Origin of the sequence: Caulobacter endophyticus (assembly GCF_029543245.1) — a bacterium.
Classification (GTDB): Bacteria; Pseudomonadota; Alphaproteobacteria; order Caulobacterales; family Caulobacteraceae; genus Caulobacter; species Caulobacter endophyticus_A.
On the sequence record NZ_JARQWV010000004.1, the window covers coordinates 70984 to 95418 of the forward strand.

Sequence of the window (24435 nt, forward strand, 5' to 3'; positions counted from 1 at the left end):
GAGGCTCAGTATGGCGACATGACCGCAGCGGGCGCGCGGCAGCCTTGCTGATCGATCGTCACAAACCATAACCTAGGATAATGCGCGACCTTGGGTTCTTGGCGATCCGGGACCCATGGATGAGCAAGCAGCGGCGCGGGCCGGCGCACCCGGGGCGCCGAGGGGACACCTTGACGAAGTCTTCGATCTTAGCGGCGCCGAACGTGCGGCGCTGACGGCCATCTTGGGTCCCGCACAGCATCTCCCGCGAGACCATGTGCTAAAGCGCGACGGAACCGAGCCGACACACCTCTTCTTGCTCGTCGACGGCTGGGTGGCGTCGTCGATCACGGTCGCTTCCGGTCGCCAGCAGACGGTCAAGATCCACCTTCCGCGCGATATCCTGGGAACGCCAAGCCTTTGCGTGACCCGGACGGCCGAATGCCTGACGGCGATCACCCCGATCACGGTGCGACCAGTGTCGCGCGGAGACCTGATGGGGGTGTTGGCGCGTTTTCCGCGCATCGCGGCGGCGCATTTCCTAGGCGCCCAGCGCGAGCGCGTAACGCTGATGGAGGCCCTGGCTCTGATGGGACAGACCGACGGATCGGTGCGCATCGCCGGCATGCTGGTCGAGCTCTTCGACCGCTTGGCCGCGCTTGGCCTGGCCGAGCAAGGAACCATGCCTTTCCCGCTGACCCAGGGCCAGGTCGGGGATCTGGTGGGCCTTAGTCCCGTCCATGTCAGCCGAAAATTCGGCGCGATGGAGCGCGCCGGCCTGATCCAACGCGGCGTGCGCACGATCAACCTGCTGGATCTTCGGCGGCTTCGGTCGATGACCGGCTTGCCTCGGCACGCCCTTGTGCGCGAACCGGAGTGGATCAAGATCACCTGACCGGCGCAGGAAAGCCCCCAAAGGTCGGTCCAGTCCGCCTTAAGGCCCGCTAGCCGCCGGCCTGCTCGGCGAGGTCGAAACCGCTTATCAGCAGATCGACGGGAAAGCTCGAGAGCCGGACCACGCCGCCTTGCGCCGCGGGGCCGTCGGGGAACTGACCGGCGTCGATCCTGGCCACGTCGGCCAGTTTTTCGCACGCCTGCCCCATCGACGGGTCGGCCGGAATCAGCACCACGGCCTGGGGGTGGCACTCCTGCAGCAGCTTGATCAGTTCGGCGACGATCATCGTTCTTCAACCCGACGCAGGCTCGGGGCCGCCGCCTTGCTCCTGGGCGACGTCCGGCGAGCTGGAGCCCGCCTGGGCGCTGGCCCGGGGGAGCCGGGCTCACCGGCCTCGTAGGCGGCAAAGCTGCGTGGCTCTTTGGGGCTCGCCGGCGCGATCGACACCAGCGCCGTCGTGGTCACATCTTGGGCTGGAGCGCGCAGAGGCCGCGCCGCAAGGCGCGCGAAAAGCGCGGCGTATTCGGCGGCCGACACGCGCCAAGAGCTATCGGAGGCCATGGCGTTGAGCTGGACGCGCCGCCAGCTGACCGGATCGCGGTAAAGAGCGCAGGTCCGGCGGATGGCGTCTTCAAGCATGTCCTGGGTGGCCGGCGCGAACTGCACGCCGGTGGCGGCCGAACGGGCGATCCCGGCTGTGTTGGCGTCGATGATGGTGTCTGACAACCCACCGGTGCGCGAAACGACCGGGATGGCCCCATACCGCATGGCGCAAAGCTGGGTGAGGCCGCAGGGCTCGAAACGTGACGGCGCCAGAATCGCGTCAGCGCCGGCCTGGATGAGGTGGGCGAGGTCTTCCCGGTAGCCCAGGAACCGGCCCATGGCGCCGGGATAGCGCTCGGCGGCCTGCGAGAACGCGGCCTCGTACCGCGGCTCGCCCTGGCCGCAGACGATCAACTGGGCGCCCTCGGCAAACAGCACCGGCAGGGCGCCCAGCAGCAGATCGACGCCCTTCTGGTCGGTCAGCCGGCTGAGGATGCCAAAGAGCGGGGCTTCGGCGTCCGGACGGAGGCCAAATTTGGCTTGAAGAGCCAGCTTGTTGATGGCGCGACGTTCGAGCGTCTCTGCCGTGTAGCGAGCACTGATGTCGGTGTCGGTCTCCGGGTTCCAGACGTCCGCGTCGATGCCATTGAGGATGCCGACCAGCGATTTGGCGCGGGCCTTCAAGAGCCCGCCCAGGCCCATGCCGCCCTCTTCGGTGGTGATCTCCGCCGCATAGCTTGGAGAGACGGTGGTGACCTGATCGGCGAACTGGATGCCGGCTTTGAGGAAGCCGATGTCGCCCCAGTATTCGACCCCGTCGATGGCCATGGCCTCCGCAGGCAGCCCGAGCTTGGCCCGCAGGCTGGCCGGGAACAATCCCTGGAAGGCCAGATTGTGGATCGACAGTACGACCGGCGGCGCCCGAAGACGGCGCTCCTTCTGGGCATAGTGGAGGTAGGCCGGGGTCAGGCCCGCATGCCAGTCATGGGCTTGGATGACGTCGGGCTGGTAGTCGGCCAGGAGGCCAAGGCCGATCTCGGCGGCGACCTTGGCCAGAGCAGCAAAGCGCTGACCGTTGTCAGGCCATTCGACGCCCGGCGCCTGCAGATAGGGATTGCCGGGTCGATCATAGAGGTGAGGCGCGTCGATCACCAAGAGGTCCAGGGCGCCCGCCCTCCCGCGCAGCAGCCGGGCCGGCGCGCCCATCAGGCTGGCGAAGCGGTGTACCACGCTGGACGTTTCCAGCGCGGCTTTCACAGCCGGATAGCCGGGGATCAGGGTCACGACCTTGACGCCCTCGCGCGCCAGAGCCAGCGGCAGCGCGCCGACGACGTCCGCCAGGCCGCCGGTCTTGATCAGGGGGAAAATCTCCGCAGCGACCGAAAGGATGCTGGGGGCGCTCATCGGACGGCGCCGAATTCAGGACCCCGATGCGCCTCCTCGCAACTGCACAATAAGCTCTGCCACGCCCCGAACGCCATTGCCGCTACTCCCTGAGATGCCTCGGAAACAACGGGAGAGAGCAAGGGTTCCTAGAATATTTTTTGACGGCTCCCGGCACAGATCGATCGCCTGATCGTTGTGCACTCGCAGCAATTTGGAGATGTCGGGTGGGGTTGAAGAGTGCGGTGTCCTGGGCGTCCGATCCATTCGGCTACCTTGGACGCCACGGGGACGTCGTGCGCACCTTTCAACCCGGCGCGGCGGGTGTCGAAGTTATCTCGCGCAAGAGCCGCCGACGCCTTGGCCGTCTCCAGGAGGCCTCTCCGGGCCTCTTCGTCGGCGAAATCAAGCCGACCGCAGACTATGCCCTGCGCGTGCTGTGGCCGGACAGCGCTTGGGAAACCGAGGACGTCTATAGCTTTGGTCCGGTGCTTTCAGAGGCCGACCTGACCGCGATCATACGGGGCGAGGTCACGGGCATGGCCGATCGGCTCGGCGCCGTCCCCCGCGCGCTTGAAGGCGTCGAGGGCGTGGCGTTCAGCGTTTGGGCGCCCAACGCCCGGCGCGTGAGCCTGGTAGGCGACTTCAACAGCTGGGACGGGGAGCGCCATCCCATGCGCCTGCGCCATGAGGCCGGCGTCTGGGAGATTTTCATTCCGCGTCTGGCCGCTGGCGCGCGCTACAAGTTCGATGTCGAAGGCGCCGACGGGGTCGTGCGCCGCAAGGCCGACCCCGTCGCTCGCGCCAGCGAGACCCCGCCAGCCACCGCCTCCATCGTTGCGCCCCTACTCGACCATGTCTGGGGGGACGACGGCTGGATGGCCGACCGCGCCGCCCGCCATCACGCCGGCGCGGCGATCTCGATCTACGAGGTCCACGCCGGATCCTGGCGACGCCCCTGGGACGGTCACCTATGTCACGACTGGGACGCCCTGGCCGACCACCTGATCCCCTACGTCGCCGGCCTCGACTTCACCCATGTTCAGCTGATGCCGATCATGGAGCATCCGTTTGGCGGCTCCTGGGGCTACCAGCCGCTCGGGCAGTTCGCGCCTTCCGCACGCTATGGCGCGCCCGAGGGACTGGCCCGCTTCGTCGATCGCTGCCATCAGGCGGGCCTCGGCGTCATTCTCGACTGGGTCCCGGCCCATTTTCCCAGCGACGCCCACGGGCTGGAGCGCTTCGACGGTACGGCCCTTTATGAACACGCCGATCCGCGCGAGGGCTTCCACCCGGACTGGAACACCCTGATCTACAATCTGGGCCGAGACGAGGTCGCAAGCTTCCTGGTGGCGTCGGCCCTCTACTGGCTCGATCGCTTCCACATCGACGGCTTGCGTGTCGATGCGGTGGCCTCGATGCTCTACCGCGATTACAGCCGCAAGGCCGGCGAGTGGACGCCCAATGTCCATGGCGGGCGCGAGAACCTGGAATCCATAGCCTTCTTGCGTCGGCTCAATGCGGCGGTCAGCGAGCACTTCCCAAGCGCCATCACCATCGCCGAGGAGTCGACCGCCTGGCCGGGCGTGACCACGCCTGTCGAACAGGGCGGTCTTGGCTTCTCGTACAAATGGAACATGGGGTGGATGAACGACACCCTGCGCTACATGCACCGTGATCCCGTCCATCGCGGCTGGCACGGCGGAGACCTGGCCTTTGGCCTCACCTACGCCTTCACCGAGCGCTTCGTCCTGCCGCTCAGCCATGACGAGGTCGTCCACGGCAAGGGTTCGCTGCTGTCCAAGATGCCGGGCGACCGCTGGCGACAATTCGCCAATCTGCGCGCGCTGCTGGCGCTGATGTGGGCCCATCCCGGCAAGAAGCTGCTGTTCATGGGCGGCGAGATCGGCCAATGGCGCGAATGGGACCACGACGGCGAGCTCGATTGGGCCTTGCTCGAGACGCCTGAGCACGCGGGGCTCCAGCGCCTGGTCGGCGATCTCAACCGTGTCTATCGCCAGGAAGGCGCTCTGCATCACACTGACGCGGATGCGCGCGGCTTTGGCTGGATCGCCGAGAACCACGATCGCGACGGCGTCTTTGTCTTCGAGCGCCGCTCCTTCCATGGCGGCGCGCCTTTGATCGTGGCCGTCAACATGACGCCGCAGCCGCAGATGCGGCGGGTGCGCGTTCCGCTGGAAGGCCGCTGGACCGAGATCCTCAACACCGACGCGGCCGTCTATGGCGGCGGCGACCTTGGCAACCAAGGCGGGGCGAGCGCCTTTCCCCATCCCGACGGCCCGGCCCTGGACCTGACCTTGCCGCCGCTGGCCGCTGTCTATCTCCGTTACGAAGGACCTAGCGCTTGACCCCCTCGCCTGAACGCCTGGACGCCGGATCGCCCTATCCCCTGGGCGCCACTTTCGATGGTCTTGGCGTCAATTTCGCGGTGTTCTCAGCCAACGCCGAGCGCATCGACCTTTGCCTCTTCGACCCATCGGGCCGCAAGGAACTGGCCCGCTATCCCCTGCCCGAGTGCACCGACGAGGTCTGGCACGGCTATCTGCCCGACGCGCGCCCTGGCCAGCTCTACGGCTTCCGCGCCTATGGCCCCTACGCGCCCGAACAGGGCCACCGGTTCAATCCCAACAAGCTCCTGCTGGACCCCTACGCCCGCCGCCTCGCCGGCCAGCTACGCTGGACCGACGCCCTGCACGGCTACCATGTCGGCTCGCCGCGCGCGGATCTTTCCTTCGATCGTCGCGACAGCGCCCCGGCCATGCCCAAGTCGGTCGTCACCGCCGACGCCTTCGACTGGGAAGGCGATCGCCGGCCCAACACGCCCTGGTCGGAGACGGTGATCTACGAGGCTCACGTTAAGGGCCTGACCGCCCTGCTCGAAGAGGTCGGCCCCAAGGATCGCGGCACCTTCGCGGCCCTCTCCCACCCCAAGGTCATCGAACACCTCAAGCGCCTGGGCGTCACGGCGCTGGAACTGCTGCCGGTCCACGCCTTCACCCAGGATCGCTTCCTGCAGGAGCGCGGCCTGTCCAACTACTGGGGCTACAACACCCTGGCCTTCTTCGCGCCCGAGGCGCGGTATCTCGCCAGCGGCAGCCACGATGAATTCCGCCTGGCCGTGCGCCGACTGCACGCCAGCGGCATCGAGGTCATCCTCGACGTCGTCTACAACCACACCGCCGAAGGCAGCGAGATGGGTCCGACCCTGTCCCTGCGCGGCCTCGACAACGCCACCTACTACCGATTGGTCGCCGACAACCCGCGCCACTGCATCAATGACACCGGCACCGGCAACTCGCTGAACATGGCCTCGGCCCGGGTCATCCAGATGGTGGCCGACTCTCTGCGCTATTGGGCTCAGTCCTTCCGAGTGGACGGCTTCCGCTTCGACCTGGGCGTGACGCTGGGCCGCGAGGGCGACGCGGGCTTCTCGCCAGGCGCGGCCTTCTTCGACGTCCTGCGCCAGGATCCAGTGCTCGGCCGGCTGAAGCTGATCTCCGAGCCCTGGGACATCGGTCCGGGCGGCTATCAGCTGGGCCAGCACCCGCCTAGCTTTGCCGAATGGAACGACAAGTTCCGCGACACCACCCGTCGGTTCTGGCGTGGCGATGCGGGTCAGCGGCCAGATCTGGCCGCGCGGCTGTCCGGTTCCGGCGACCTCTTCGATCGGCGCGCCCGCCGCCCCTGGGCCAGCATCAACATGCTGACCGCCCATGACGGCATGACCCTGCAGGATGTCGTCAGCTATGACGGCCGCCATAACGAGGCCAATGGCGAGAACGGCCAGGACGGTCACAGCGAGAACTATTCGCGCAACTGGGGCGTCGAAGGCCCGACCGAGGACGACGCGATCCTGGCCCAGCGTGGCCGCGTCCAGCGCTCGATGCTCACGACGCTGATGACGGCGCTCGGCACGCCGATGCTGCTGGGCGGCGATGAGTTTGGCCGCACCCAGCAGGGCAACAACAACGCCTATTGCCAGGACAACCCCATCAGCTGGTTTGACTGGACAACGGCGGCCAGTCCGGCGGGCCAGTCGCTGATCGCCTTTACCGGCCGTCTGATCGCCGTGCGCAAAGCCCACCCTCTGCTGCGCGCCGGCGCGTTCCTCTACGGCCAGGAGGAAGTCGCGCCGGGCGTATTGGACATCGACTGGTTCGATGAGCGCGGCGAGCGCCTGTCGCAGGGCGACTGGCAAAACCCCGAAGGCCGGGCGCTGGTGATGCGGCGCGCGCGCAGGCTGGGCGATGGCCGCCTCGAACTGCTGGCCCTGGCGCTCAACGGCGCGTCCGAGACCCTGACCTTCAACCTGCCTGGCGAGGGCCTGACGTTCGAGCGGCTGATCGACAGCGCCGAGCCGGACGCAGCCCCCGGGAAAGTCGGCCAGACACTGGACCTGGCCGGCGGCGGCGCGGTGGTGCTGCGCGCGGTCGAGTCTGCGGCATGACCGGGCGGGCCGGTCCATCCTGGACGGCGCCGGGCCGGGTGCGGTTCTCGCTCTGGGCCCCCGGCCGCGCGAGCGTCGCCCTTGAGCTGGACGGGGCGCCAGCGCAGGCGATGCAGGCGCTCGGCGAGGGATGGTTTGGCCTCGAGGCCGACGCTTCGCCAGGGTCTCGCTATCGCTTTCGCCTCGATGAAGAACTCGCGGTTCCCGACCCCGCCGCACAGGCCCTCGACAGCGACGTCCATGGCTGGAGCCTTCTGGTGGATCATGGCGCCTATCGCTGGCGCCAGGCCGACTGGCCAGGACGCCCGTGGTCCGACGCAGTGCTCTATGAAGTCCATTGCGGGGTCATGGGCGGCTTTGAAGGGCTGGCCGAACGTCTGCCAGACCTAGCGGGACTTGGTGTAACGGCCCTGCAGCTGATGCCGCTCAACGCGTTCTCCGGCACACGCAACTGGGGCTATGACGGCGTCCTGCCTTACGCCCTGGCGCCGGCCTATGGCTCGCCCGACCAACTGAAGGCCCTCGTCGACACAGCCCATGGCCTTGGGATGATGGTGCTGCTGGACGTGGTCTACAACCACTTCGGCCCCGACGGGAATTACCTGCCGCTCTATGCCGGCGCGTTCTTCGACGAGGATCGCAAGACGCCCTGGGGCCCGGCCATCGCTTTCGGAACGCCCGCGGTGGCGCGCTACTTCATCGACAATGCGCTCTATTGGCTCGAGACCTACAAGCTCGACGGCCTGAGGTTCGACGCGGTCCACGCCGTCGGCGACAACGCCTTTCTCGACGCCATGGCGGCCGAGATCCGCTCGCGCATCGTCGAGCGACCGATCCATCTGGTGCTCGAGAACGAAGCCAATGACGCCGCGCGGCTGACGGCCGGCTTCGACGCCCAATGGAACGACGACTTCCACAACGTCGTCCATGTCCTGCTCACCGGCGAGACCAGCAGCTACTACCAGGACTTCGCCGATCGCCCCGCCGAGCGCCTGGCGCGCTGTCTCGCCGAAGGCTTCATCTATCAGGGCCAGCCCTCCCCCAATCATGACGGCCGACCGCGCGGACTTTCCAGCGGGCATCTGCCACCGACCGCCTTCGTCAATTTCCTGCAGAACCACGACCAGGTCGGCAACCGCGCCCTGGGCGATCGACTGACGCGGCTGGTCGCGCCAGAGCGGCTGCAGGCGGCCATGGGCCTGCTGCTGCTTGGCCCGCAGATCCCGATGCTGTTCATGGGCGAGGAGGACGGCTCGACGAGCCCCTTCCTGTTCTTCACCGACTTTCACGACGTCCTGGCCGACGCCGTGCGCGAGGGTCGCCGACGCGAGTTCGCCAAGTTCCCGGCCTTCGCCGATCCGCAGGCCCGCGCGACCATCCCAGACCCCAACGCCAAGGAAACCTTCGAGGCCTCAAGGCCGCGCCCCGGCGCCGACGCAACCGCCTGGCGCGCCCTCGTCAGCCACCTCCTGTGCTTGCGGCGCGAACACCTTGCGCCTCACATCGAGACGGCTGTCAGCCTTGGCGCCGAGGCGATCGGCGCCAAGGCCGTCCAGGCCAGCTGGCGGCTTGAGACCAAGACCTTCACCATGGCCGTCAATCTTGGCGAGGAGCCGGCGGTGCTCTCAGCAGCGCCGGAAGGCCCGCCGCTGGCCGTGGTCGGTGCAGCCCCGAGCGGCGGCCTGCTTGCGCCGGCCAGCTTCGTCGCCTGGCTGGAGGCCGCGCCATGAGCCGCGAGCCGTTGCTGGCGCTGGCGCAGGCTGTCGGCGTCCTGGTCGACTGGACCGATTTCAACGGGGTCGAGCGTCAGGTCGGGCGCGAGACGATCGAGGCGGTGCTCGCCGCCCTTGGCCATGATCCCAAGGCGCCGCAAGAGACCCTGGCCCGGCTTGGCCGACGCGGCCGCGGCGGCCTCATGATCGTGCAGGCCGGCGCGCCCTTCAGCCTTGCCAGCGCATCGGGCCATGCCCGCCTGACGCTCGAGAACGGTCAAACCCTCGATCTTGCAGCCAGCGACGGCCAGATCAGCGCCACGATCGAGACGCCCGGCTACCATTGGCTGGATGTGGACGAGCAGCGCCTGTCCCTGGCGGTCTGTCCTGCGCGATGCCTGACGCCGCGCGATCTTCTGGGCCGTCCCGGCTGGGGTCTTGGCGTCCAGCTCTACGCCCTGAGCGACAGCGGCGCCTTCGGGGACTTTTCGTCTCTGGCTGCGTTCGCCAAGGCCGCCGGCGCTGCCGGGGCCGACGCCCTGGCCATCAGCCCGACCAATGCGCTGTTTCCAGCAGCGCCCGAGCGCTGCAGTCCCTATTCGCCCTCGAGCCGCGATCGCCTCAATATCCTGTTTGGCGATCCCAGCAGCATCGGCGGAACAGGCCCCGCGGCGACGGGCGAGGCCCTGATCGACTGGAGCGCGGGCGCGGCCGCCAAGCTTGCCCGGCTCAACGCGGCCTATCATGTGTTCGCCGGCGACCCGCGCCTGGACGACTTCATCGCCGCGGGCGGCCAAGCCTTGCGGCGGCACGCCTTGTTCGAGGCGCTGGACGAGCGCTTTGCGCCCACCTTCGGGGCGGGAAACTGGCGAGCCTGGCCCGCGCCGTTCCGCAGCCCTCAGAGCGCCGAACGCGAGGCCGAGACCCTGGGTCTGGGCGATCGGATCGGGTTTTTCCTCTTCGCTCAGTGGTTGGCCGATCTTGGCCTGGCCCAGAGTCAGGCCGCCGCCAAGGCCGCCGGTCTTGGGCTTGGGCTGATCGCCGATCTTGCGGTGGGCCTGGATCCTGGCGGCGCGCACGCCTGGAGCCGCCCGCAGGACCTGATGATGGGCTTGACGCTTGGCGCGCCGCCGGACGCGTTCCAGGCTGCGGGCCAAGCCTGGGGCATCACCAGCTTCGCACCCGACGCTCTCACCGAAAGCAGCTATGGGCCATTCTTGACCACCCTGCGCGCGGCGCTTGCCCATGCGGGAGGGGTACGCATCGACCACGCCTTGGGTCTGGGCCGGCTCTGGGTCGTGCCCGACGGCGCCGACGCCGATCAGGGCGCCTATCTGCGATACCCCATTGACGACCTCCTTAGCCTGATCGCCCTGGAATCGCACCGGGCCGGCGCGGTGGTGATCGGCGAGGACCTGGGCGTGGTCCCGCCCGGGTTTCGCAAGCGCCTGGCCGAACGCGGCCTCCTGGGCATGCGGGTCCTGCCCTTCGAACGAGATACCGACGGCGGGTTCAGGCCGCCCGGCGAATGGGACAGCCTGGCCGTAGCCATGACCAGCACCCATGACCTGGCGCCAGTCGCCGGCTGGTGGCGCGGCCGCGACATCGAATGGCGCCGCCGTCTTGCCGCGCCTGGCGATCGTGACGCCGAGACCCTCGAGCGCGCCGCCGAGCGTCAGGCCTTTTGGCAGGCGGCCAATCATGCGGGTTTGACGCGCGCGCCGCCGCCCGCGGCCCACGCCCCCCAAGCCGCCGACGCTACTGACGTCGCCGTCGATCTGGCCTTGGAGCTGGTCGCCGCGACCCCGTGCGAGCTGGCCCTGATCCCGATAGAGGATCTGGCGGGCCTGGACGAGGCGCCCAACCTGCCGGGCGTCGTCGACCTGCATCCCAACTGGCGCCGCCGGCTTCCCCAGCCAAGCCCTGCCCTGCTTGCTTCACCTCAAGTCGCCGCGCGCCTTGAACGCCTGCGCGCCCAGAGACCGCGATGACCCCGACCGCAACCTACCGCGTCCAGTTCCACGCCGGCTTCACCTTCGCCGACGCCGCCGCCCTCGCCCCCTATTGGGCCGCCCTGGGGATCAGCCACCTCTACGCCTCCCCTATCGCGACGGCTCGCCAGGGATCGACACACGGCTACGACGTCACCGATCCCACCACCATAAATCCCGCCTTGGGCGGCGAAGAGGGCTTTCGAGCCCTGGTCCACGCGCTCCGCGCCCAGGGCCTTGGATTGGTTCTCGACATCGTGCCCAACCACGTCGCGGTCGGCGGCGGCGACAACGCCTGGTGGCTCGACGTGCTCGAAAACGGCCAGGCCAGTCGCTACGCCGGCCATTTCGATATAGACTGGGCTCCGCCCGATCGCGATCTTGCCGGCAAGGTGCTGGCCCCGTTCCTGGGCGCGCCGTACGCCCAGGCGCTTGCGGCCGGCGATATCGTGCTCGACGTCGAAGCCGACCTGGGCCGCCTCTCCGTCCTGGCTCATGGCGCCCACCGCTTTCCGCTGAGGCGGGAGGATTATGCCGGCGTCCTGGCGGCGGTCGGGGCCGACACGGTGGCCGACATCGATCCTGAGCGCCTGGCCAGCGTCTTCGACCGCGCCAGCCTCCACGAGCTTCTGGAGCAGCAGCACTACCGGCTGGCCTGGTGGCGCACGGCCGGCGACGCCATCAACTGGCGGCGGTTCTTCGACATCACCGAGCTGGCGGGCTTGCGCATCGAAGATCCTGCCGTCTTCGACGCCGTTCACGCCCTGCCCCTGAGGCTTTATCGCGAGGGACTGATCGACGGCTTGCGGGTCGACCACGTTGATGGCCTAGCCCTGCCCGGCGCCTATGGTCGGCGCCTGCGAGAGGCGCTGGTGGAGGCCGCGCCCGACCGTACGCCCTGGGTGGTCGTCGAGAAGATCCTCGGAAGCGGCGAAGCCCTGGCCGACGACTGGGGCGTGGACGGCACGACCGGCTACGAGGTCATGAACGAGATTTCCGCCGTCCAGCACGCGGCGGAAGGCGCGCAGCCGCTGGCGGCGCTGTGGAACGCCGTCAGCGGCCGGCCCGCAGATTTCGCGATGGAGGAGCACGCCGCACGCCGTGAGGTGCTCACCCGCGATTTCGCCGCCCAGCTGGATGCCGCCGCCAGAGCTTTCCATCGGCTGGCCCAGGCCGACATCGCCACGCGGGATCTGCCGATGCCAGGCCTTCGCCGAGCCCTGGCGGCGCTGATCACCGCCTTCTCGACCTATCGCACCTATGCCAACGAGACGAACAAGGCGCCGCAAGACCCTTTCGATCGCGCCGCCGCGACGGAGCCCGCCTCGGCCTTCGCCCTGGCGCAGATCCGCCGCTGGTTGGCGGCGGACGGCGCCTTTCCCGCCGATCTCAGGGCGCTGGCCATCCGCCGCTTCGAGCAGCTCAGCGCCCCCGTGGCGGCCAAGGCCGTGGAGGACACCGCCTTCTATCGGTACGGCCGGCTCCTCTCACGCAACGATGTCGGTTTCGATCCTGGACGCCTGTCGACCTCCCCGGCCGATTTCCTGGCGCTCGCCGACGCACGCGGCCGGGCCTTCCCCAACAGTCTGCTGACCACCGCCACCCACGACCACAAGCGCGGTGAAGACGTCCGCGCGCGCTTGGCGGTGCTGAGCCACATGCCTGAGGCCTGGGCGGCTCGCGCCCGGGCCTGGCTGGACCTTGCGCCGCCTGGCCAGATGGATCCCGGCGACGCCCACATGCTGCACCAGACGATCCTGGGCGCCTGGCCCCTGGACCTCTCGCCGGCAGACGGCGCAGGCCTGACTGCCTTTGCCGACCGCCTGGCCGGCTGGCAGCGTAAGGCGCTGCGCGAAGCCAAGCTGCGCTCGGCCTGGAACGTTCCGGACGAGGCCTATGAAGCAATCTGCGAAGACTACCTGCGAGCCTTGCTCGAGGGGCCCGACGGGGTCTTCCGCGACGACTGCGCGGCGCTCGTGGCGACTATCGCGCCAGCCGGCGTCGCCAACAGCCTGGTGCAGGCGGGGCTGCGGCTGACCCTGCCGGGTGTGCCGGATCTCTTCCAGGGCGCCGAGTTTTGGGATTTCAGCCTGGTGGATCCCGACAACCGGCGGCCGGTCGACTACGCGGCGCGGATGAAGGCGCTTCAGAGCGAGCCGGAAGCGTTCGACTGGCGCGAGGGCGGCGCAAAACAGGCCTTGATCAAGCAGCTCCTGCACCTGCGCCGCCAGCATCCCGATCTCTTCTGCGCACCGCTGCAGGCTTTGGCGGTCCGGGGCCGACGCGCAGAGCGGGTGGTCGCCTTCGAGCTCCGTGCGGGGTCCAAGCGACTGGTCGTCGTCGCGTGCGTCGGCTGCGCGCCAGCCTGTCTGGCGAGCGGCGCGCCGAGCATCGCGCCCGACTGGTGGGACGACACCGCCCTGCCCGACGGCCGCTCGATCGCCGCCCTGACGCACGGCGCGCCTTTCTGGGCGGCCGTGGTCTGAGACCCTTGGTCGCGGCCTTGTCTGATTGACAGGACTCGCGTTCGGCGCGTCCATGGTCCGGCTTCTGGGGAGGGGCGCGGTGACCAAGGTCATGATCGACTACGAGGAAAAACTCTATCTGGCGCTCGCGGCCCTGCGCGGCGCGGGCTACGAGCCCGAGCGTCTGGTGCTCGATCGCCCCAGCCGCCTTGGCCCCACCAGCATAGACTGGACGGCGACCCGCTCAGGCGGCGCGCCTCGGGCGCTCGACCTGGCGATAGATTTTCAGGACCAACAGCCGCCGTCGATCGCCGTAAGCAAGGACGGCCGGGCCTTCCAGGCTCCGGTCAGCCTCAAGCCTCTGGCGCGTTGGCTGGCGTCGGCGGCCGGCGAGCGCGAGCCCCTGGCGCTCATCCCGACCTACGCGGTTGCGCGCCTGCGTGCGGTGCGTTGAGGACCGCACGGCGCTTGCCTCGGAAGGTTTGAACGCTCGTAGCTCCCTTGGACATTAGCCTCAAGATGCCGCGCGCTTAACCGTTGAGGTCGCAACGTCGACGCGGCGCATGAGCAAGTCGCCCCCGTGCTTGCACATCGAGGCTGCTCGACGCGAAGACGCTTGTGAGAAGCCCCTCGCAAGCGCCGAACCAAGAGTGCGCGACACGCGTTCCAAGCCGACAAAGCGCCGCCTGGAAGACCAACTTGACCGCCGCCGACGACGATCATTCGCCCCTCCTCCCTCAAGAGGACATCGAACGCGGCGGCCAGAGCCGCGGCGTGCCCGCAGCGGGGACCTTGGATGACGGGCCGTCCGAACCGCTCGGCACGCCTGGCATGCGCCATTGGCGCGAGAGCACGATCACCCGCCCCGACCTGAACGAGCGCGGAGGCGTCTTCTTCGCCGCGGTCGAGATGACGCGCATGCCGATGATCCTGACGGACCCTAACAAGGACGATAATCCCGTCGTCTTCGCCGAAGAACGAGACGATCACCAGGAGCGCCACGATTAGAAGGATCAGGATCTGGACTGCGTTTTCGAAGAAGCCGGGAAAGCCGCTGAGATCGTTGGCCGCTTGGAGGATCGGCTTGCTTGCCTCAAGGCCCAGCGCCGCCAGCTTGCCTGGGCGCAGGAAATCCTCGGCCGAGGTCCCCACCCCGCCGGCCTTCAGGCCAAGGCCCGAGAAGCTCGAAAGGACGATGCCGGTCAGGGTGTGGAAGTTGCCGATCAGGAAGGCGAAGAAGCCGACATAGAGGGTCTTCTTGACCAGCCTTGCGAGGATGTCCTCGCCGTGGGCCCAGGCCCAGAAGAGCGCGGCCAAGGTGACATCGATGGCCACCAGGGTCGTCGACAGGAAGGCCACCTCTCCGCCGAGCAGTCCAAACCCGCTGTCGATGTAGCGGCCAGGCGTGCGCGCAGGCGCGAGGGTTCTCGCGTGGACATCGAGACAATCTCCGGGGGTTCTAGGGGCGGGTTCTCAGGCGGGGCTGAGCTGGTAAGCGCCGTCGGGCGCGAGCCCATCCAGGCGCGTAAGGTCCGTCAGGCGGCGCTGTCGGCCCCGCCCCTGCAGGACCGCGATAAGGTCGATGGTTTCGGCGATCAGGCCCCGGGGTACGGTGACCACAGCTTCCTGGATCAGCTGCTCAAGCCGCAGCAGCGCGCCCAGAGCCGAACCGGCGTGCAAGGTCCCTACGCCGCCCGGATGGCCCGTCCCCCAGGCCTTGATCAGGTCGAGCGCTTCAGGCCCCCGGACCTCACCGATGATGATCCGGTCGGGGCGCAGCCGAAGGGACGAGCGGACTAGATCGGTCAGGCCGGCCACCCCGTCGCGTGTGCGCAGCGCGACTTGGCTCTCAGCAGCGCACTGCAGCTCGCGCAAATCCTCGGCGATGATCACCCGGTCGCCGGACGCGGCGACCTCAGCCAGCAGCGCGTTGACTAGGGTGGTCTTGCCGCTGGAGGTGGGACCCACCACTAGGATGTTGGCGCGGATGGCCACCGCATCGCGCAGCACCCTGCCCTGCACCTCGCTCATCACGCCTGAGCGGACATAGTCGGCCAGGGTGAAGACGAGGCTTGCGGGCTTGCGGATGGCGAAGGTCGGGGCGGCGACCAGCGGTGGAAGCAGGCCCTCGACCCGCTCGCCAGTTCCGGGCAGCTCCGCCGAGAGCCTGGGCCGCCCGGCGTGGATCTCGGCCTCGACGTGATGGGCCACCAGGCGAAGGATGCGCTCGGCGTCGGGCGCTGCGATCGTCAGCTCGGCGTCAACCAGGCCGACATCGAAGCGGTCGACCCAGACCCGTCCGTCGGGATTGAGCATGACCTCGGCCACGCCTGGATCTTCAAGCCGCGCCAGGAGCAGCGGCCCAAGGGCGGTGCGTAGCATCTGGCGGCTGCGCTCGCGTCCGGTCTCGGTTTCAGAAAGGCCCATGGCTGGTCCCCGTTTGCTTACGGGGACAAGCAAGAAGACCCAGGATCGGCCGATCTCAACAGCCAAATCTACGCGTCGTACCCTGGCGGACAAAGACAGGGAAACGACGGTCCGGACTAAGCCAGGTGGCGATGTCGATGTTCGCCCGCTGCGCCGTAAGGCGCCATCAGCGGAGCTTGGCCAACCACCGACTTCACGAGAAAGCCGACCGTCGGCGGTCCCTCGCTGAGGGACGAGCAAATGCCCAGTTGCTGGGTGTTAGCGACGCGCCTCAGCAACGCGCCGCTGTTGGCGCAAAGGCGGCTTGGGGGACACTTCGACTGCGTCCGGCCCCGCTTGGAGTCCGCAGATGTAGCAGCGCGCTTAAGGAACTTGGCCAGGCGCGCGTCGTTGGCAAGGCAGGTCGGGGCAGTCCCTGCCTCGCCCTAAGATCCCCTCTCGCCAGCGTGCGCGCCCAAGGACACCCATGCCCCCTCCCCCACCGTCCAAGCCAAAGGCCCGCGTCAAATCGTATGACGGGCCAGCCGGCGGTTACGGCTCGCTTTCCGGCATGGCCAAGGTCGCCAAGCACGCCGCCCCGCCACTCGTCGAGACGGCGCGGCAGTTGCTGCGGCAGAACAAGACCGACGGCTTTGCCTGCGTCAGCTGCGCCTGGCCCAAGCCCGCCAAGCCTCATCCCGCGGAATTCTGCGAAAACGGCGCCAAGGCCACGGCCTGGGACCTCACCCGCCGGCGCTGCACGCCGGAATTCTTCGCACGGCACACGCTGACGCAGCTGCTCAGCTGGAGCGACTATGATCTCGAACAGGCCGGCCGGCTGACCGAACCGATGCGGTACGACGCCGCCAGCGATCGCTACGTTGCCTGCGCCTGGGACGAGGCCTTTGCGGCGATCGGCGCGGAGCTCAGGGCGCTGGACCCGACCAAGGTCACCTTCTACGCGTCCGGCCGCGCGTCGCTGGAGACGTCCTACATGTGGGCGCTGATGGCGCGGCTTTACGGCAGCCAGAACCTGCCCGACAGCTCCAACATGTGCCACGAGTCCACCTCGGTGGGCCTCAAGCAGAGCATCGGCTCGCCGGTCGGCACGGTGCTGCTGGAGGACTTCGAGGCAACCGACGCGATCTTCTTCTTCGGCCAGAACGTCGGATCCAACAGCCCGCGCCTGTTGCACGACCTTCAAAAGGCGGTGCGGCGCGGCGTGCCGGTCGTTTCCTTCAACCCGTTGAAGGAAGCCGGCCTGGAGCGGTTTCAAAACCCGCAGTCGTTCCAGATGGTCACGGGTCAAGCGACGAAGATCAGCGCCCAGTATCACCAGCCTCGGGCCGGCGGGGACCTGGCGGTGCTGACGGGGCTTTGCAAGGCCGTGATCGCCGCAGACGAAGAGGCCCGGGCGAGCGGCGGCCTGCCGGTGCTCGATCACGGCTTCATCGCCGAGCACACGCAAGGCTTCGAGGCCTTCGCCGCCTTCTGCCGCGACGCTGACTGGAACGACATCGAGGCTGCCAGCGGCCTGCCACGCGCCAATATCGAAGCGGCCGCCGCTATCTATGCCGCCGCACCCGCGGCGATCTGCGTCTACGGCATGGGCCTGACACAGCATGTGCTCGGGGTCGAGAACGTCCACATGGTCTGCAACCTGCTGCTGCTGCGCGGCAATGTCGGACGGCCCGGAACGGGCCCCTGCCCCGTGCGTGGCCATTCCAACGTCCAGGGTCAGCGCACCGTCGGGATCACGGAGAAGCCGGAACTGGCGCCGCTCGACATCCTCAAGGCGCAATACGACTTCGAGCCGCCGCGCGAAAAGGGCTGGAACACAGTCGAGGTCTGCGAAGCGGTGCTGAAAGGCCAGGCTCAGGGCTTCATCGGCCTGGGCGGCAACTTCCTGCGCGCGGTCCCAGACAGCCCGCGTATCGAAGCCGCTTGGCGGCGCCAGCGTCTCACGGTGCAGATCGCCACCAAGCTCAATCGCAGCCACCTGGCCTGCGGCCAAGTCGCCTATCTGCTGCCGTGCCTGTCTCGCATCGAGCGCGATGAGCAGGCAAGCGGCCCGCAAACCGTTTCAGTCGAGGACAGCTCCAGTTGCATCCACGCCTCGTTTGGCGACAAGGATCCGGTCGGCCCGAACCTGCGCTCTGAGCCGGCGATCGTCGCCGGCATCGCCAAGGCGACCCTACCGTCCAATCCGAAACTCGATTGGGACGCCTGGCTCGGCGACTATGCCCTGGTGCGCGACGCCATCGAGGCGACCTATCCGGACTGGTTCAGGGGCTTCAACCAGCGCTTCCACCAGCCCGGCGGCTTTCATCGGCCCAACAAGGCCAGGCTGCGTAACTTCTCCGAAGCGACCGGCGGCAAGGCCAATTTCCTCAAGCCGACGAGCCTGTCGGCCACCGGCTTTGAGGACGCCCCGGACGTCTTCCGCCTGATGACGCTCCGGTCGAACGATCAGTTCAACACCACGGTCTATGGCTACGAAGACCGCTTCAGGGGCGTCAGCGACGGCCGCGACGTGCTGTTCGTCAACCGCGACGACATGCGCTCGCTCGGCTTGATCGAAGGCCAGCGCGCCGGCCTCGCCACCGTCTCCGAAGACGGGATCGAGCGGACGATGAGCGGGCTGCGCGTCACCGCCTACGACCTCCCGCGCGGATGCCTGGGAGCCTACTACCCCGAATGCAACGTCCTGGTGCCGGTGGGCCATCACGCCCAGGGGAGCATGACCCCTGCCTCCAAAAGCGTGCCCGTGCGGATCGTGCCGCAATAGGCTCAGCCGAGGTCGGCGACAGCGGCGGGCTCGTGCAGCGGGCAGCCGGTCCGCGTCAGGCGAAACGCCTGGGAGGCCTCGTAGACGGCCTTGCGCACGCGCATGATCGAGCCGAGCGGCTGGTGGGCGGCGATGCCATGCCACGGGCTGCAGGCCGACGCATCATTGATGCGCGGCGAGCGCGCCTCATCCCAACTGGCCTGAGGGCCGACCACGAGGCGGGCGACAGGCAGGTAGGGGCTTTCGTCCTCAGGCCAGGGTTTGTGGGCGTCCTCGATCGGCATGGTGTCTGCGCTGGTCCGCAACTGCACCACGACCTCCCATTCCCCGCCCTGACCCGCGAAGAACGCCGAGACCGCCTCGCGCAGGCCGTTTGGCTTGTCATCGAGGTGCACCGGCTTGTCGGTCAGCGCCGTCAGGGCCGGAGCGATCGGCCGTACGCCGAGCTTGGCCACGTAGTCGCCAAACCTGATCGGGGCCATGCTGAAGAAGCTTTCGCCCAGGACATGGGTCTTGGGGTGACCGCCCAGCGATTTGAGTGTGGCGCTCTGCCCGCCCGCCGCCTCAATGATGGTCTCGGCCCCGCCCAGAACCGCCGACAGCACCTTCTTGAGGCCCTCGGCCTTGTCCGTGGTGGCCGCCAGCAACTTGACGTTGGCCAAGAAGGCCTTGGCGTTCGGGGTGGCGAAGGCCTTGCCGTTCACCAGCAGGAAGTCCTGGGTCGTCGCGCCTTCCGACCCCGGCAGGCGTTCGCCCGCGACGTCGAAAACCTTGATCGCCAGGCCGCGCGGGGTTGAGACCTTGTCGTCGAGGATGTCGCCCGGAGAGGTCGAGAACCGCATCACCACGTCGTGGGCTCACGCCTGGGCGAAGAGACCCTGGGCCAACACCGGCGAAAGCCCCTGAGGGACAACCAATTGGCCCTGCACGACGCCGTGTGGCTTGGCGTGGACAGCGCGCATCGCATGACCGCCGTCTTCATAGGTGATCTCGGCGATCTTGCGCATCTGCTCGATCAGGCCCTGGGTGGTCTCGGCCTCGCCCTTCTCGGGCGTCTCGATCGACGGGTCGTAGGGCAGCGGGCGGATGGCGGGGTCGAGGATCATGGCGGCTCCGGTCGGCGTCCCATGCCAACCCCGGCGGCCGGCAAGCGTTCCGCGGCCCCTATGAACCAAAGGTCGTCCGGCGGTGTTGTCCTCGCGCCCCAGATGCGAGAACGACATGTCCGAAGATCCGTCCGCCATGCCGCTCCAACTGACTGTCAACGGCGAGGTGCGCGATCTGCGGGCCGCGCCCTGGGTGACCTTGCTTGACCTGCTGCGCGAAACTTTACAGCTGACCGGCTCGAAGAAGGGCTGCGACCATGGCCAGTGCGGCGCCTGCACGGTCCTGGTCGATGGGCGCCGGGTGAACAGCTGCCTGATCCTGGCGCTCACCCGCGATGGATCCGAGGTGACCACTATCGAGGGATTGGCCAAGGACGGTGCGCTACATCCCCTGCAGCAGGCCTTCATCGAACACGACGCCTTGCAGTGCGGCTACTGCACCCCGGGCCAGATCTGCTCGGCCGCCGGCCTTCTTTCCGAGGGCCAGGCCCGCTGCCGCGAGGAGGTGCGCGAGTTGATGAGCGGCAACCTCTGCCGCTGCGGCGCCTATACCCATATCGTCGAGGCCATCGAGACGGTGCGCCTGAGCGGCGCCGAGGCGGCGGCGTGAACCGCTTTTCCTACATCCGCGCCGAAACCCTCGATGAGGCGCTCAGCGCCATCGCCCTCCCCGGTTCAGCCCTCCTTGCGGGCGGCACCAACCTGGTCGATCTGATGAAATACGATGTCGCCAAGCCGGCGCGCCTGGTCGACATCAGTCGTTTGCCGCTGAGAGGGATCGAGGCGCTCGACGACGGCGGTCTGCGCCTGGGCGCGCTGGCGCCCAATGCCGACACCGCCTACGACGCCCGCGTTCAGGAACGCGCGCCGCTTCTGGCCAGCGCCATTCTGGCCGGCGCTTCGGCGCAGCTGCGCAATGTCGCCACCACCGGCGGCAACCTGCTGCAGCGCACCCGCTGCGCCTATTTCTACGACCCCTGCACGCCCTGCAACAAACGCGAGCCCGGCTCGGGATGCCCGGCCATCGGCGGCGTAAATCGCATGCACGCCATTCTCGGCGCGAGCGAGGCCTGCATCGCCGTGCACCCCTCCGACATGTGCGTGGCGCTGGCGGCGCTGGACGCCCGGGTCAATGTGCAGGGACCGGGCGGCGTCCGCGTGATCCCGATCGCCGACTTCCATCGTCTGCCCGGCGAGCAACCGCAGATCGACAGCACGCTCCTGGCCGGCGAGATCATCACTTCGGTGGATGTGCCGGCCGATCCGTTCGGACCTCATCATAGCTATCTGAAGCTTCGGGACCGGCTGTCCTACGCCTTTGCCCTAGTCTCTGTGGCTGCGGCCCTGAGGCTGGAGGATGGGATTATCGCCCAAGCCCGTGTCGCCCTGGGCGGTGTGGCTCACAAGCCCTGGCGAGACCAAGAGGCCGAGGCGCTACTGGTTGGCTTGCCGCCCGGGCGCGAAGCCTTCGACCAGGCCGCACGGGCCATCCTGGCGCCCGCTGTCGGTCACGGCGGCAACGACTTCAAGATTGAACTGGCTCGCCGCGCCGTCGTTCGCGCCCTCTCCCAGGCGGCGGCCGGCGCGCCGCAATCGCAATCCGACAAAAGGGTGCGTTGATGGCCGACGGTGACATGACGATCGGTAAGCCGATCAGCCGGATCGACGGATCCAAGAAGGTTGCGGGCCGGGCGCTCTACGCCGCGGAATACGACGCGCCCGGCTTGCTGCACGCCGCCGTGGTGTCCTCACGCATCGCCAAGGGCAAGATTACCGCCATCGACGCGATCGAGGCCCTGGCTCTACCCGGCGTCATCGCGGTTCTGACCCACGAGAACCGCCCGCGCGTGGCGGCCTTCCGCTACGCCTACAAGGACACGGTCGGACCGCCGGGCGGCCCGTTCAAGCCGCTGCATGACGGCAAGATCCGCTTCGCCGACCAACCGGTGGCCGTCGTCGTCGGCGAGACCTTGGAGGCCGCGCGCGATGGCGCGGCCCTGGTGCGGATCACCTACGAGGAAGAGGCTTTCGAGACCGATCTCGACGCCGCCAAGGCCGCATCGTTCAGGCCCAGGTTGCCGCGCCTTGGCGTCAAGCCGGCCCCAAAGCCACGAGGCGACTTCGACGCCGCCTTCGCGGCGGCGCCCATCAAGATCGCGGCGGCATACGAGACCGCGGCCCAGCACCACAACGCCATGGAGCTGTTCGCCACCACCGTGGTCTGGGAGGGCGAGGACAAGATCACCGTCTACGACAAGACCCAGGGCTCGCAGAACGTGCAGCTCTATCTCAAGCAGGCTCTGGGCTTCAAACTGAAGAACGTGCGGGTGGTCAACGCCTTCGTCGGCGGGGCCTTCGGCTCGGGGCTGAGACCGGCCCACTCGGCCTTCCTTGCCACGCTCGCCGCCAAACATCTCAAGCGCTCGGTGCGGCTGGTGCTGACGCGGGCGCAGATGTTTTCAATCACCTATCGCGCCGATACCCGCCAGGAGATCGCCCTGGCCTGCGACGCCGAGGGAAGGCTACTGGCCGTCCGGCACGCCTGCGTGGCGGCGACCTCCCGAAACGAGGATCAACAGGAGACCATCGTCAACTGGGCAGGCTTGGCCTACGCCTGCGACAACGCCGCCTTCGACTATCAGTTGGCGCGGGTCGACACGCCCACGCCCGGCGACATGCGCGCGCCCGGCGCCGCGGTCGGCGTGCATGTGCTGGAATGCGCCATGGACGAGCTGGCTTATGCCGCCGGGATCGATCCCCTGGACCTGCGTCTGCGCAATTGGGTCGAGCATGACCAGAATGACGACCTGCCCCTGACCTCCAAGGCTCAGAAAGCTTGCTATGCGCAGGCCGCCGAGCGCTTTGGCTGGAGCGAGCGCAGCTTTGGCCCGCGCACGATGCGCGACGGCCACGAGCTGATCGGCTGGGGTGTGGCTGGGGGCGTCTGGGACGCCTTCGTCGCGCCCGTCCCCACCCGCGCTCGCGTCACGTGGCGACGTGACGGTCGGCTGGAGGTCGCCGCGGCCGCCAGCGACATCGGCACTGGCACCTACACCATCCTGGCCCAGATCGCGGCGGAGGCTTTCGGTGTTTCTGTCGAGCGGGTCGAGGTGCGGCTGGGAGACTCCACCCTGCCCTTCAACCCGGTCGAAGGCGGGTCGTGGATGGCGGCCAGCACTGGCGCGGCCGTGGCCAAGGCCTGCGATAAGCTGAAGGCCGCCCTGGTCAAGACGGCCAGAAAGCAGTTCAAGCTGCGAGGCAAGAGCGCCTTGAGCGTGGCGCGCGGCGCCGTGATTGGAGAAGCCCTTCCGGGTGGGGCTGTGTCTCTGAACGAGATCTTGGCTGCGGTGGGTCAGGATATCGCCGCGACCGGCACGAACCTTCCTGATCTGGCCGGACAGCGAAAACACTCCAGCTACGTCCATTCGGCGGTGTTCGCCGAGGTTCGGGTCGACGAGGAGCTCGGCGTCATCCGGGTGAAGCGTATCGTCAGCGCCATAGCCGCCGGCCGTATTCTCAATCCCAAAACCGCCGGCAGCCAGATCATCGGCGGCATGGTCATGGGCATCGGCCAGGCGCTGCACGAGGAAGCCCAGACGGATCACCGCTTCGGCAAGGTCATGAACCACAGTTTTCAGGATTACCATGTTCCAGCCAACGCCGACGTCGGCGACATTGAGGTGATCTTCGTCCAGGAGCACGATCCCGATGTCAGCTCTCTGGGCGTCAAGGGTGTCGGGGAAATCGGCCTCGTCGGCGTCGCCCCCGCGATCGCCAATGCGGTCTTCCACGCCACCGGCAAGCGGATCCGCAGCACGCCGATCACCATCGACAAGCTTCTGGATTAAGACGGCTTCCCGTGACCCCGCGTTGCTGAATTCCGCCGATGCGACGCATCGCCCTACTGCGACGGCGTAAGTAACAGGCCACGACCGCACGCCGTCTTCTCAGAAGTTCCGTTGCCTGGCCGACCGTTGCGGAGCCAAATCCCCGCCAGCGCCGTTAAGTCTAGGAGAGCTTGACGGAGACTGACCATGACTGAGCACAACGAAGAGGCCTTCCGCGCCAGCCTGATCCCAGTCATTCCGCACATGCGCGCTTTCGCGCGCTCGCTTTGCGGCGACGCCACCGCCGCCGACGACCTCGTTCAGGACGCCTTGGCAAAGGCGTGGCAAGCTCGGACGAGCTTCCAGCTCGGCACCAACATGAAGGCCTGGACCTTCATGATCCTGCGCAATCAGTTCTATTCGGATAAACGCCGCTCGTGGCGACAGCAGCCGCTCGACCAGGAACAGGCCGAGCGCACTCTCAAGGCCTATGACGATCCCCACGCGGTCCTCGAACTCGACGATGTCCGCCGCGCCCTGGCGCTGTTGCCCATCGAGCAGCGCGAGGCCCTGATTATGGTCGGGGCCGGCGGCATGCCCTATGAGGAGGTCGCCGAGATCGCCGGGGTGGCGGTCGGCACGATCAAAAGTCGGGTCAGTCGCGCCCGCACCTCTCTGGCGACCATCCTGGCTAATGGCCTAGACCACGAAAGTAATGTCGCCCCGCAGACCGGGCCGATGGCTGCGATCCTTAGCCAACTGGAGGCGCTGCGCGGCCGCCAAGCCGCCTAGCTTCGGAACCTGTGTGCTGGTCGCCGCCAGAACCCAAAAGAACGCGGCGACCAGCACACCTCCGGTTTCATCGACCCGGA

At 68.0% G+C, this 24435-nt stretch carries 18 protein-coding genes; 12 read left to right on the forward strand and 6 right to left on the reverse strand.

The window, feature by feature from the left end:
* The first annotated feature begins 115 nt into the window (after positions 1–115).
* A complete protein-coding gene (locus P7A99_RS04995; RefSeq protein ID WP_277792838.1) occupies positions 116–874 on the forward strand; it encodes a Crp/Fnr family transcriptional regulator in 759 nt (252 codons plus the stop codon).
* A gap of 49 nt (positions 875–923) precedes the next feature.
* Here P7A99_RS04995 and P7A99_RS05000 read toward each other — a convergent pair whose 3' ends face one another.
* Both P7A99_RS05000 and glgA read right to left on the reverse strand, forming a co-directional pair.
* Positions 924–1160, reverse strand: coding sequence for a hypothetical protein (locus P7A99_RS05000; protein WP_277792839.1), 237 nt, complete (start codon positions 1158–1160; stop codon positions 924–926).
* Positions 1157–2821 carry a glycogen synthase GlgA gene (gene glgA, locus P7A99_RS05005; protein WP_277792840.1) on the reverse strand — a complete coding sequence of 555 codons (1665 nt, stop codon included), beginning with the start codon at positions 2819–2821 and terminating at the stop codon, positions 1157–1159. The genes P7A99_RS05000 and glgA overlap by 4 nt, the downstream gene beginning before the upstream one ends.
* Before the next feature lie 224 nt (positions 2822–3045).
* On the opposite strand from glgA, the gene glgB reads away from it, so the two are divergent.
* The 6 genes from glgB (at position 3046) to P7A99_RS05035 (ending at position 13890) form a co-directional block, all read left to right on the forward strand.
* Positions 3046–5169: a 1,4-alpha-glucan branching protein GlgB gene (gene glgB / locus P7A99_RS05010; protein ID WP_431307641.1), complete on the forward strand. Its 2124-nt coding sequence runs from the start codon at positions 3046–3048 to the stop codon at positions 5167–5169.
* Positions 5166–7268 (forward strand): glycogen debranching protein GlgX, encoded by a 2103-nt coding sequence (gene glgX, locus P7A99_RS05015; protein WP_277792842.1) that lies wholly within the window; start codon positions 5166–5168, stop codon positions 7266–7268. Before glgB ends, glgX begins: the two co-directional genes overlap by 4 nt.
* On the forward strand, positions 7265–8998 hold the full coding sequence (treZ, locus tag P7A99_RS05020; RefSeq protein ID WP_277792843.1) for a malto-oligosyltrehalose trehalohydrolase: 1734 nt from the start codon (positions 7265–7267) through the stop codon (positions 8996–8998). The genes glgX and treZ overlap by 4 nt, the downstream gene beginning before the upstream one ends.
* Positions 8995–10971, forward strand: coding sequence for a 4-alpha-glucanotransferase (malQ, locus tag P7A99_RS05025; protein WP_277792844.1), 1977 nt, complete (start codon positions 8995–8997; stop codon positions 10969–10971). The genes treZ and malQ overlap by 4 nt, the downstream gene beginning before the upstream one ends.
* Positions 10968–13457: a malto-oligosyltrehalose synthase gene (gene treY, locus P7A99_RS05030; protein WP_277792845.1), complete on the forward strand. Its 2490-nt coding sequence runs from the start codon at positions 10968–10970 to the stop codon at positions 13455–13457. Before malQ ends, treY begins: the two co-directional genes overlap by 4 nt.
* Positions 13458–13536: 79 nt before the next feature.
* The gene (locus tag P7A99_RS05035) at positions 13537–13890 is read left to right on the forward strand and encodes a hypothetical protein (RefSeq protein ID WP_277792846.1); all 354 of its coding nucleotides are present in this window, start codon (positions 13537–13539) and stop codon (positions 13888–13890) included.
* Here the strand turns inward: P7A99_RS05035 and P7A99_RS25175 are convergent.
* The gene (locus P7A99_RS25175; protein ID WP_431307642.1) at positions 13857–14795 is read right to left on the reverse strand and encodes a type IV secretion system protein; all 939 of its coding nucleotides are present in this window, start codon (positions 14793–14795) and stop codon (positions 13857–13859) included. The two genes, P7A99_RS05035 and P7A99_RS25175, sit on opposite strands and share 34 nt — an antisense overlap.
* A 114-nt stretch (positions 14796–14909) precedes the next feature.
* Positions 14910–15863 (reverse strand): P-type conjugative transfer ATPase TrbB, encoded by a 954-nt coding sequence (trbB, locus tag P7A99_RS05045; protein ID WP_277792847.1) that lies wholly within the window; start codon positions 15861–15863, stop codon positions 14910–14912.
* Between the two features lie 550 nt (positions 15864–16413).
* On the opposite strand from trbB, the gene P7A99_RS05050 reads away from it, so the two are divergent.
* Positions 16414–18630: an FdhF/YdeP family oxidoreductase gene (locus P7A99_RS05050; RefSeq protein WP_277792848.1), complete on the forward strand. Its 2217-nt coding sequence runs from the start codon at positions 16414–16416 to the stop codon at positions 18628–18630.
* Between the two features lie 2 nt (positions 18631–18632).
* On the opposite strand, the gene P7A99_RS05055 is transcribed toward P7A99_RS05050, so the two are convergent.
* Both P7A99_RS05055 and P7A99_RS05060 read right to left on the reverse strand, forming a co-directional pair.
* Positions 18633–19472, reverse strand: a complete 840-nt coding sequence (locus P7A99_RS05055; RefSeq protein ID WP_277792849.1) for a catalase family protein — start codon at positions 19470–19472, stop codon at positions 18633–18635.
* A 15-nt stretch (positions 19473–19487) separates the two neighbouring features.
* Entirely contained in the window at positions 19488–19736 is a 249-nt protein-coding gene (locus tag P7A99_RS05060; protein WP_277792850.1) for a hypothetical protein, read from the reverse strand.
* Between the two features lie 115 nt (positions 19737–19851).
* Here P7A99_RS05060 and P7A99_RS05065 point away from each other — a divergent pair, with 115 nt between their 5' ends.
* The 4 genes from P7A99_RS05065 (at position 19852) to P7A99_RS05080 (ending at position 24355) form a co-directional block, all read left to right on the forward strand.
* Positions 19852–20346: a (2Fe-2S)-binding protein gene (locus tag P7A99_RS05065; RefSeq protein ID WP_277792851.1), complete on the forward strand. Its 495-nt coding sequence runs from the start codon at positions 19852–19854 to the stop codon at positions 20344–20346.
* Positions 20343–21356, forward strand: coding sequence for an FAD binding domain-containing protein (locus P7A99_RS05070; protein WP_277792852.1), 1014 nt, complete (start codon positions 20343–20345; stop codon positions 21354–21356). Before P7A99_RS05065 ends, P7A99_RS05070 begins: the two co-directional genes overlap by 4 nt.
* Entirely contained in the window at positions 21356–23584 is a 2229-nt protein-coding gene (locus P7A99_RS05075; protein ID WP_277792853.1) for a xanthine dehydrogenase family protein molybdopterin-binding subunit, read from the forward strand. Before P7A99_RS05070 ends, P7A99_RS05075 begins: the two co-directional genes overlap by 1 nt.
* Positions 23585–23770: 186 nt before the next feature.
* On the forward strand, positions 23771–24355 hold the full coding sequence (locus tag P7A99_RS05080) for a sigma-70 family RNA polymerase sigma factor (RefSeq protein WP_277792854.1): 585 nt from the start codon (positions 23771–23773) through the stop codon (positions 24353–24355).
* The last annotated feature ends 80 nt before the right edge of the window (positions 24356–24435 follow it).

What these genes read in the sequence shown, in the direction of transcription:
- P7A99_RS05075 (WP_277792853.1), top strand. Translation starts at nt 21,356, where the DNA reads ATGGCCGACGGTGACATGACGATCGGTAAGCCGATCAGCCGGATCGAC.
- treY (WP_277792845.1), top strand. Translation starts at nt 10,968, where the DNA reads ATGACCCCGACCGCAACCTACCGCGTCCAGTTCCACGCCGGCTTCACC.
- P7A99_RS05000 (WP_277792839.1), bottom strand. Translation starts at nt 1,160, where the DNA reads ATGATCGTCGCCGAACTGATCAAGCTGCTGCAGGAGTGCCACCCCCAG.
- glgA (WP_277792840.1), bottom strand. Translation starts at nt 2,821, where the DNA reads ATGAGCGCCCCCAGCATCCTTTCGGTCGCTGCGGAGATTTTCCCCCTG.
- P7A99_RS05065 (WP_277792851.1), top strand. Translation starts at nt 19,852, where the DNA reads ATGTCCGAAGATCCGTCCGCCATGCCGCTCCAACTGACTGTCAACGGC.
- P7A99_RS05055 (WP_277792849.1), bottom strand. Translation starts at nt 19,472, where the DNA reads ATGCGGTTCTCGACCTCTCCGGGCGACATCCTCGACGACAAGGTCTCA.
- treZ (WP_277792843.1), top strand. Translation starts at nt 7,265, where the DNA reads ATGACCGGGCGGGCCGGTCCATCCTGGACGGCGCCGGGCCGGGTGCGG.
- P7A99_RS05050 (WP_277792848.1), top strand. Translation starts at nt 16,414, where the DNA reads ATGGCCAAGGTCGCCAAGCACGCCGCCCCGCCACTCGTCGAGACGGCG.
- P7A99_RS05060 (WP_277792850.1), bottom strand. Translation starts at nt 19,736, where the DNA reads ATGATCCTCGACCCCGCCATCCGCCCGCTGCCCTACGACCCGTCGATC.
- P7A99_RS04995 (WP_277792838.1), top strand. Translation starts at nt 116, where the DNA reads ATGGATGAGCAAGCAGCGGCGCGGGCCGGCGCACCCGGGGCGCCGAGG.
- P7A99_RS05080 (WP_277792854.1), top strand. Translation starts at nt 23,771, where the DNA reads ATGACTGAGCACAACGAAGAGGCCTTCCGCGCCAGCCTGATCCCAGTC.
- malQ (WP_277792844.1), top strand. Translation starts at nt 8,995, where the DNA reads ATGAGCCGCGAGCCGTTGCTGGCGCTGGCGCAGGCTGTCGGCGTCCTG.
- trbB (WP_277792847.1), bottom strand. Translation starts at nt 15,863, where the DNA reads ATGGGCCTTTCTGAAACCGAGACCGGACGCGAGCGCAGCCGCCAGATG.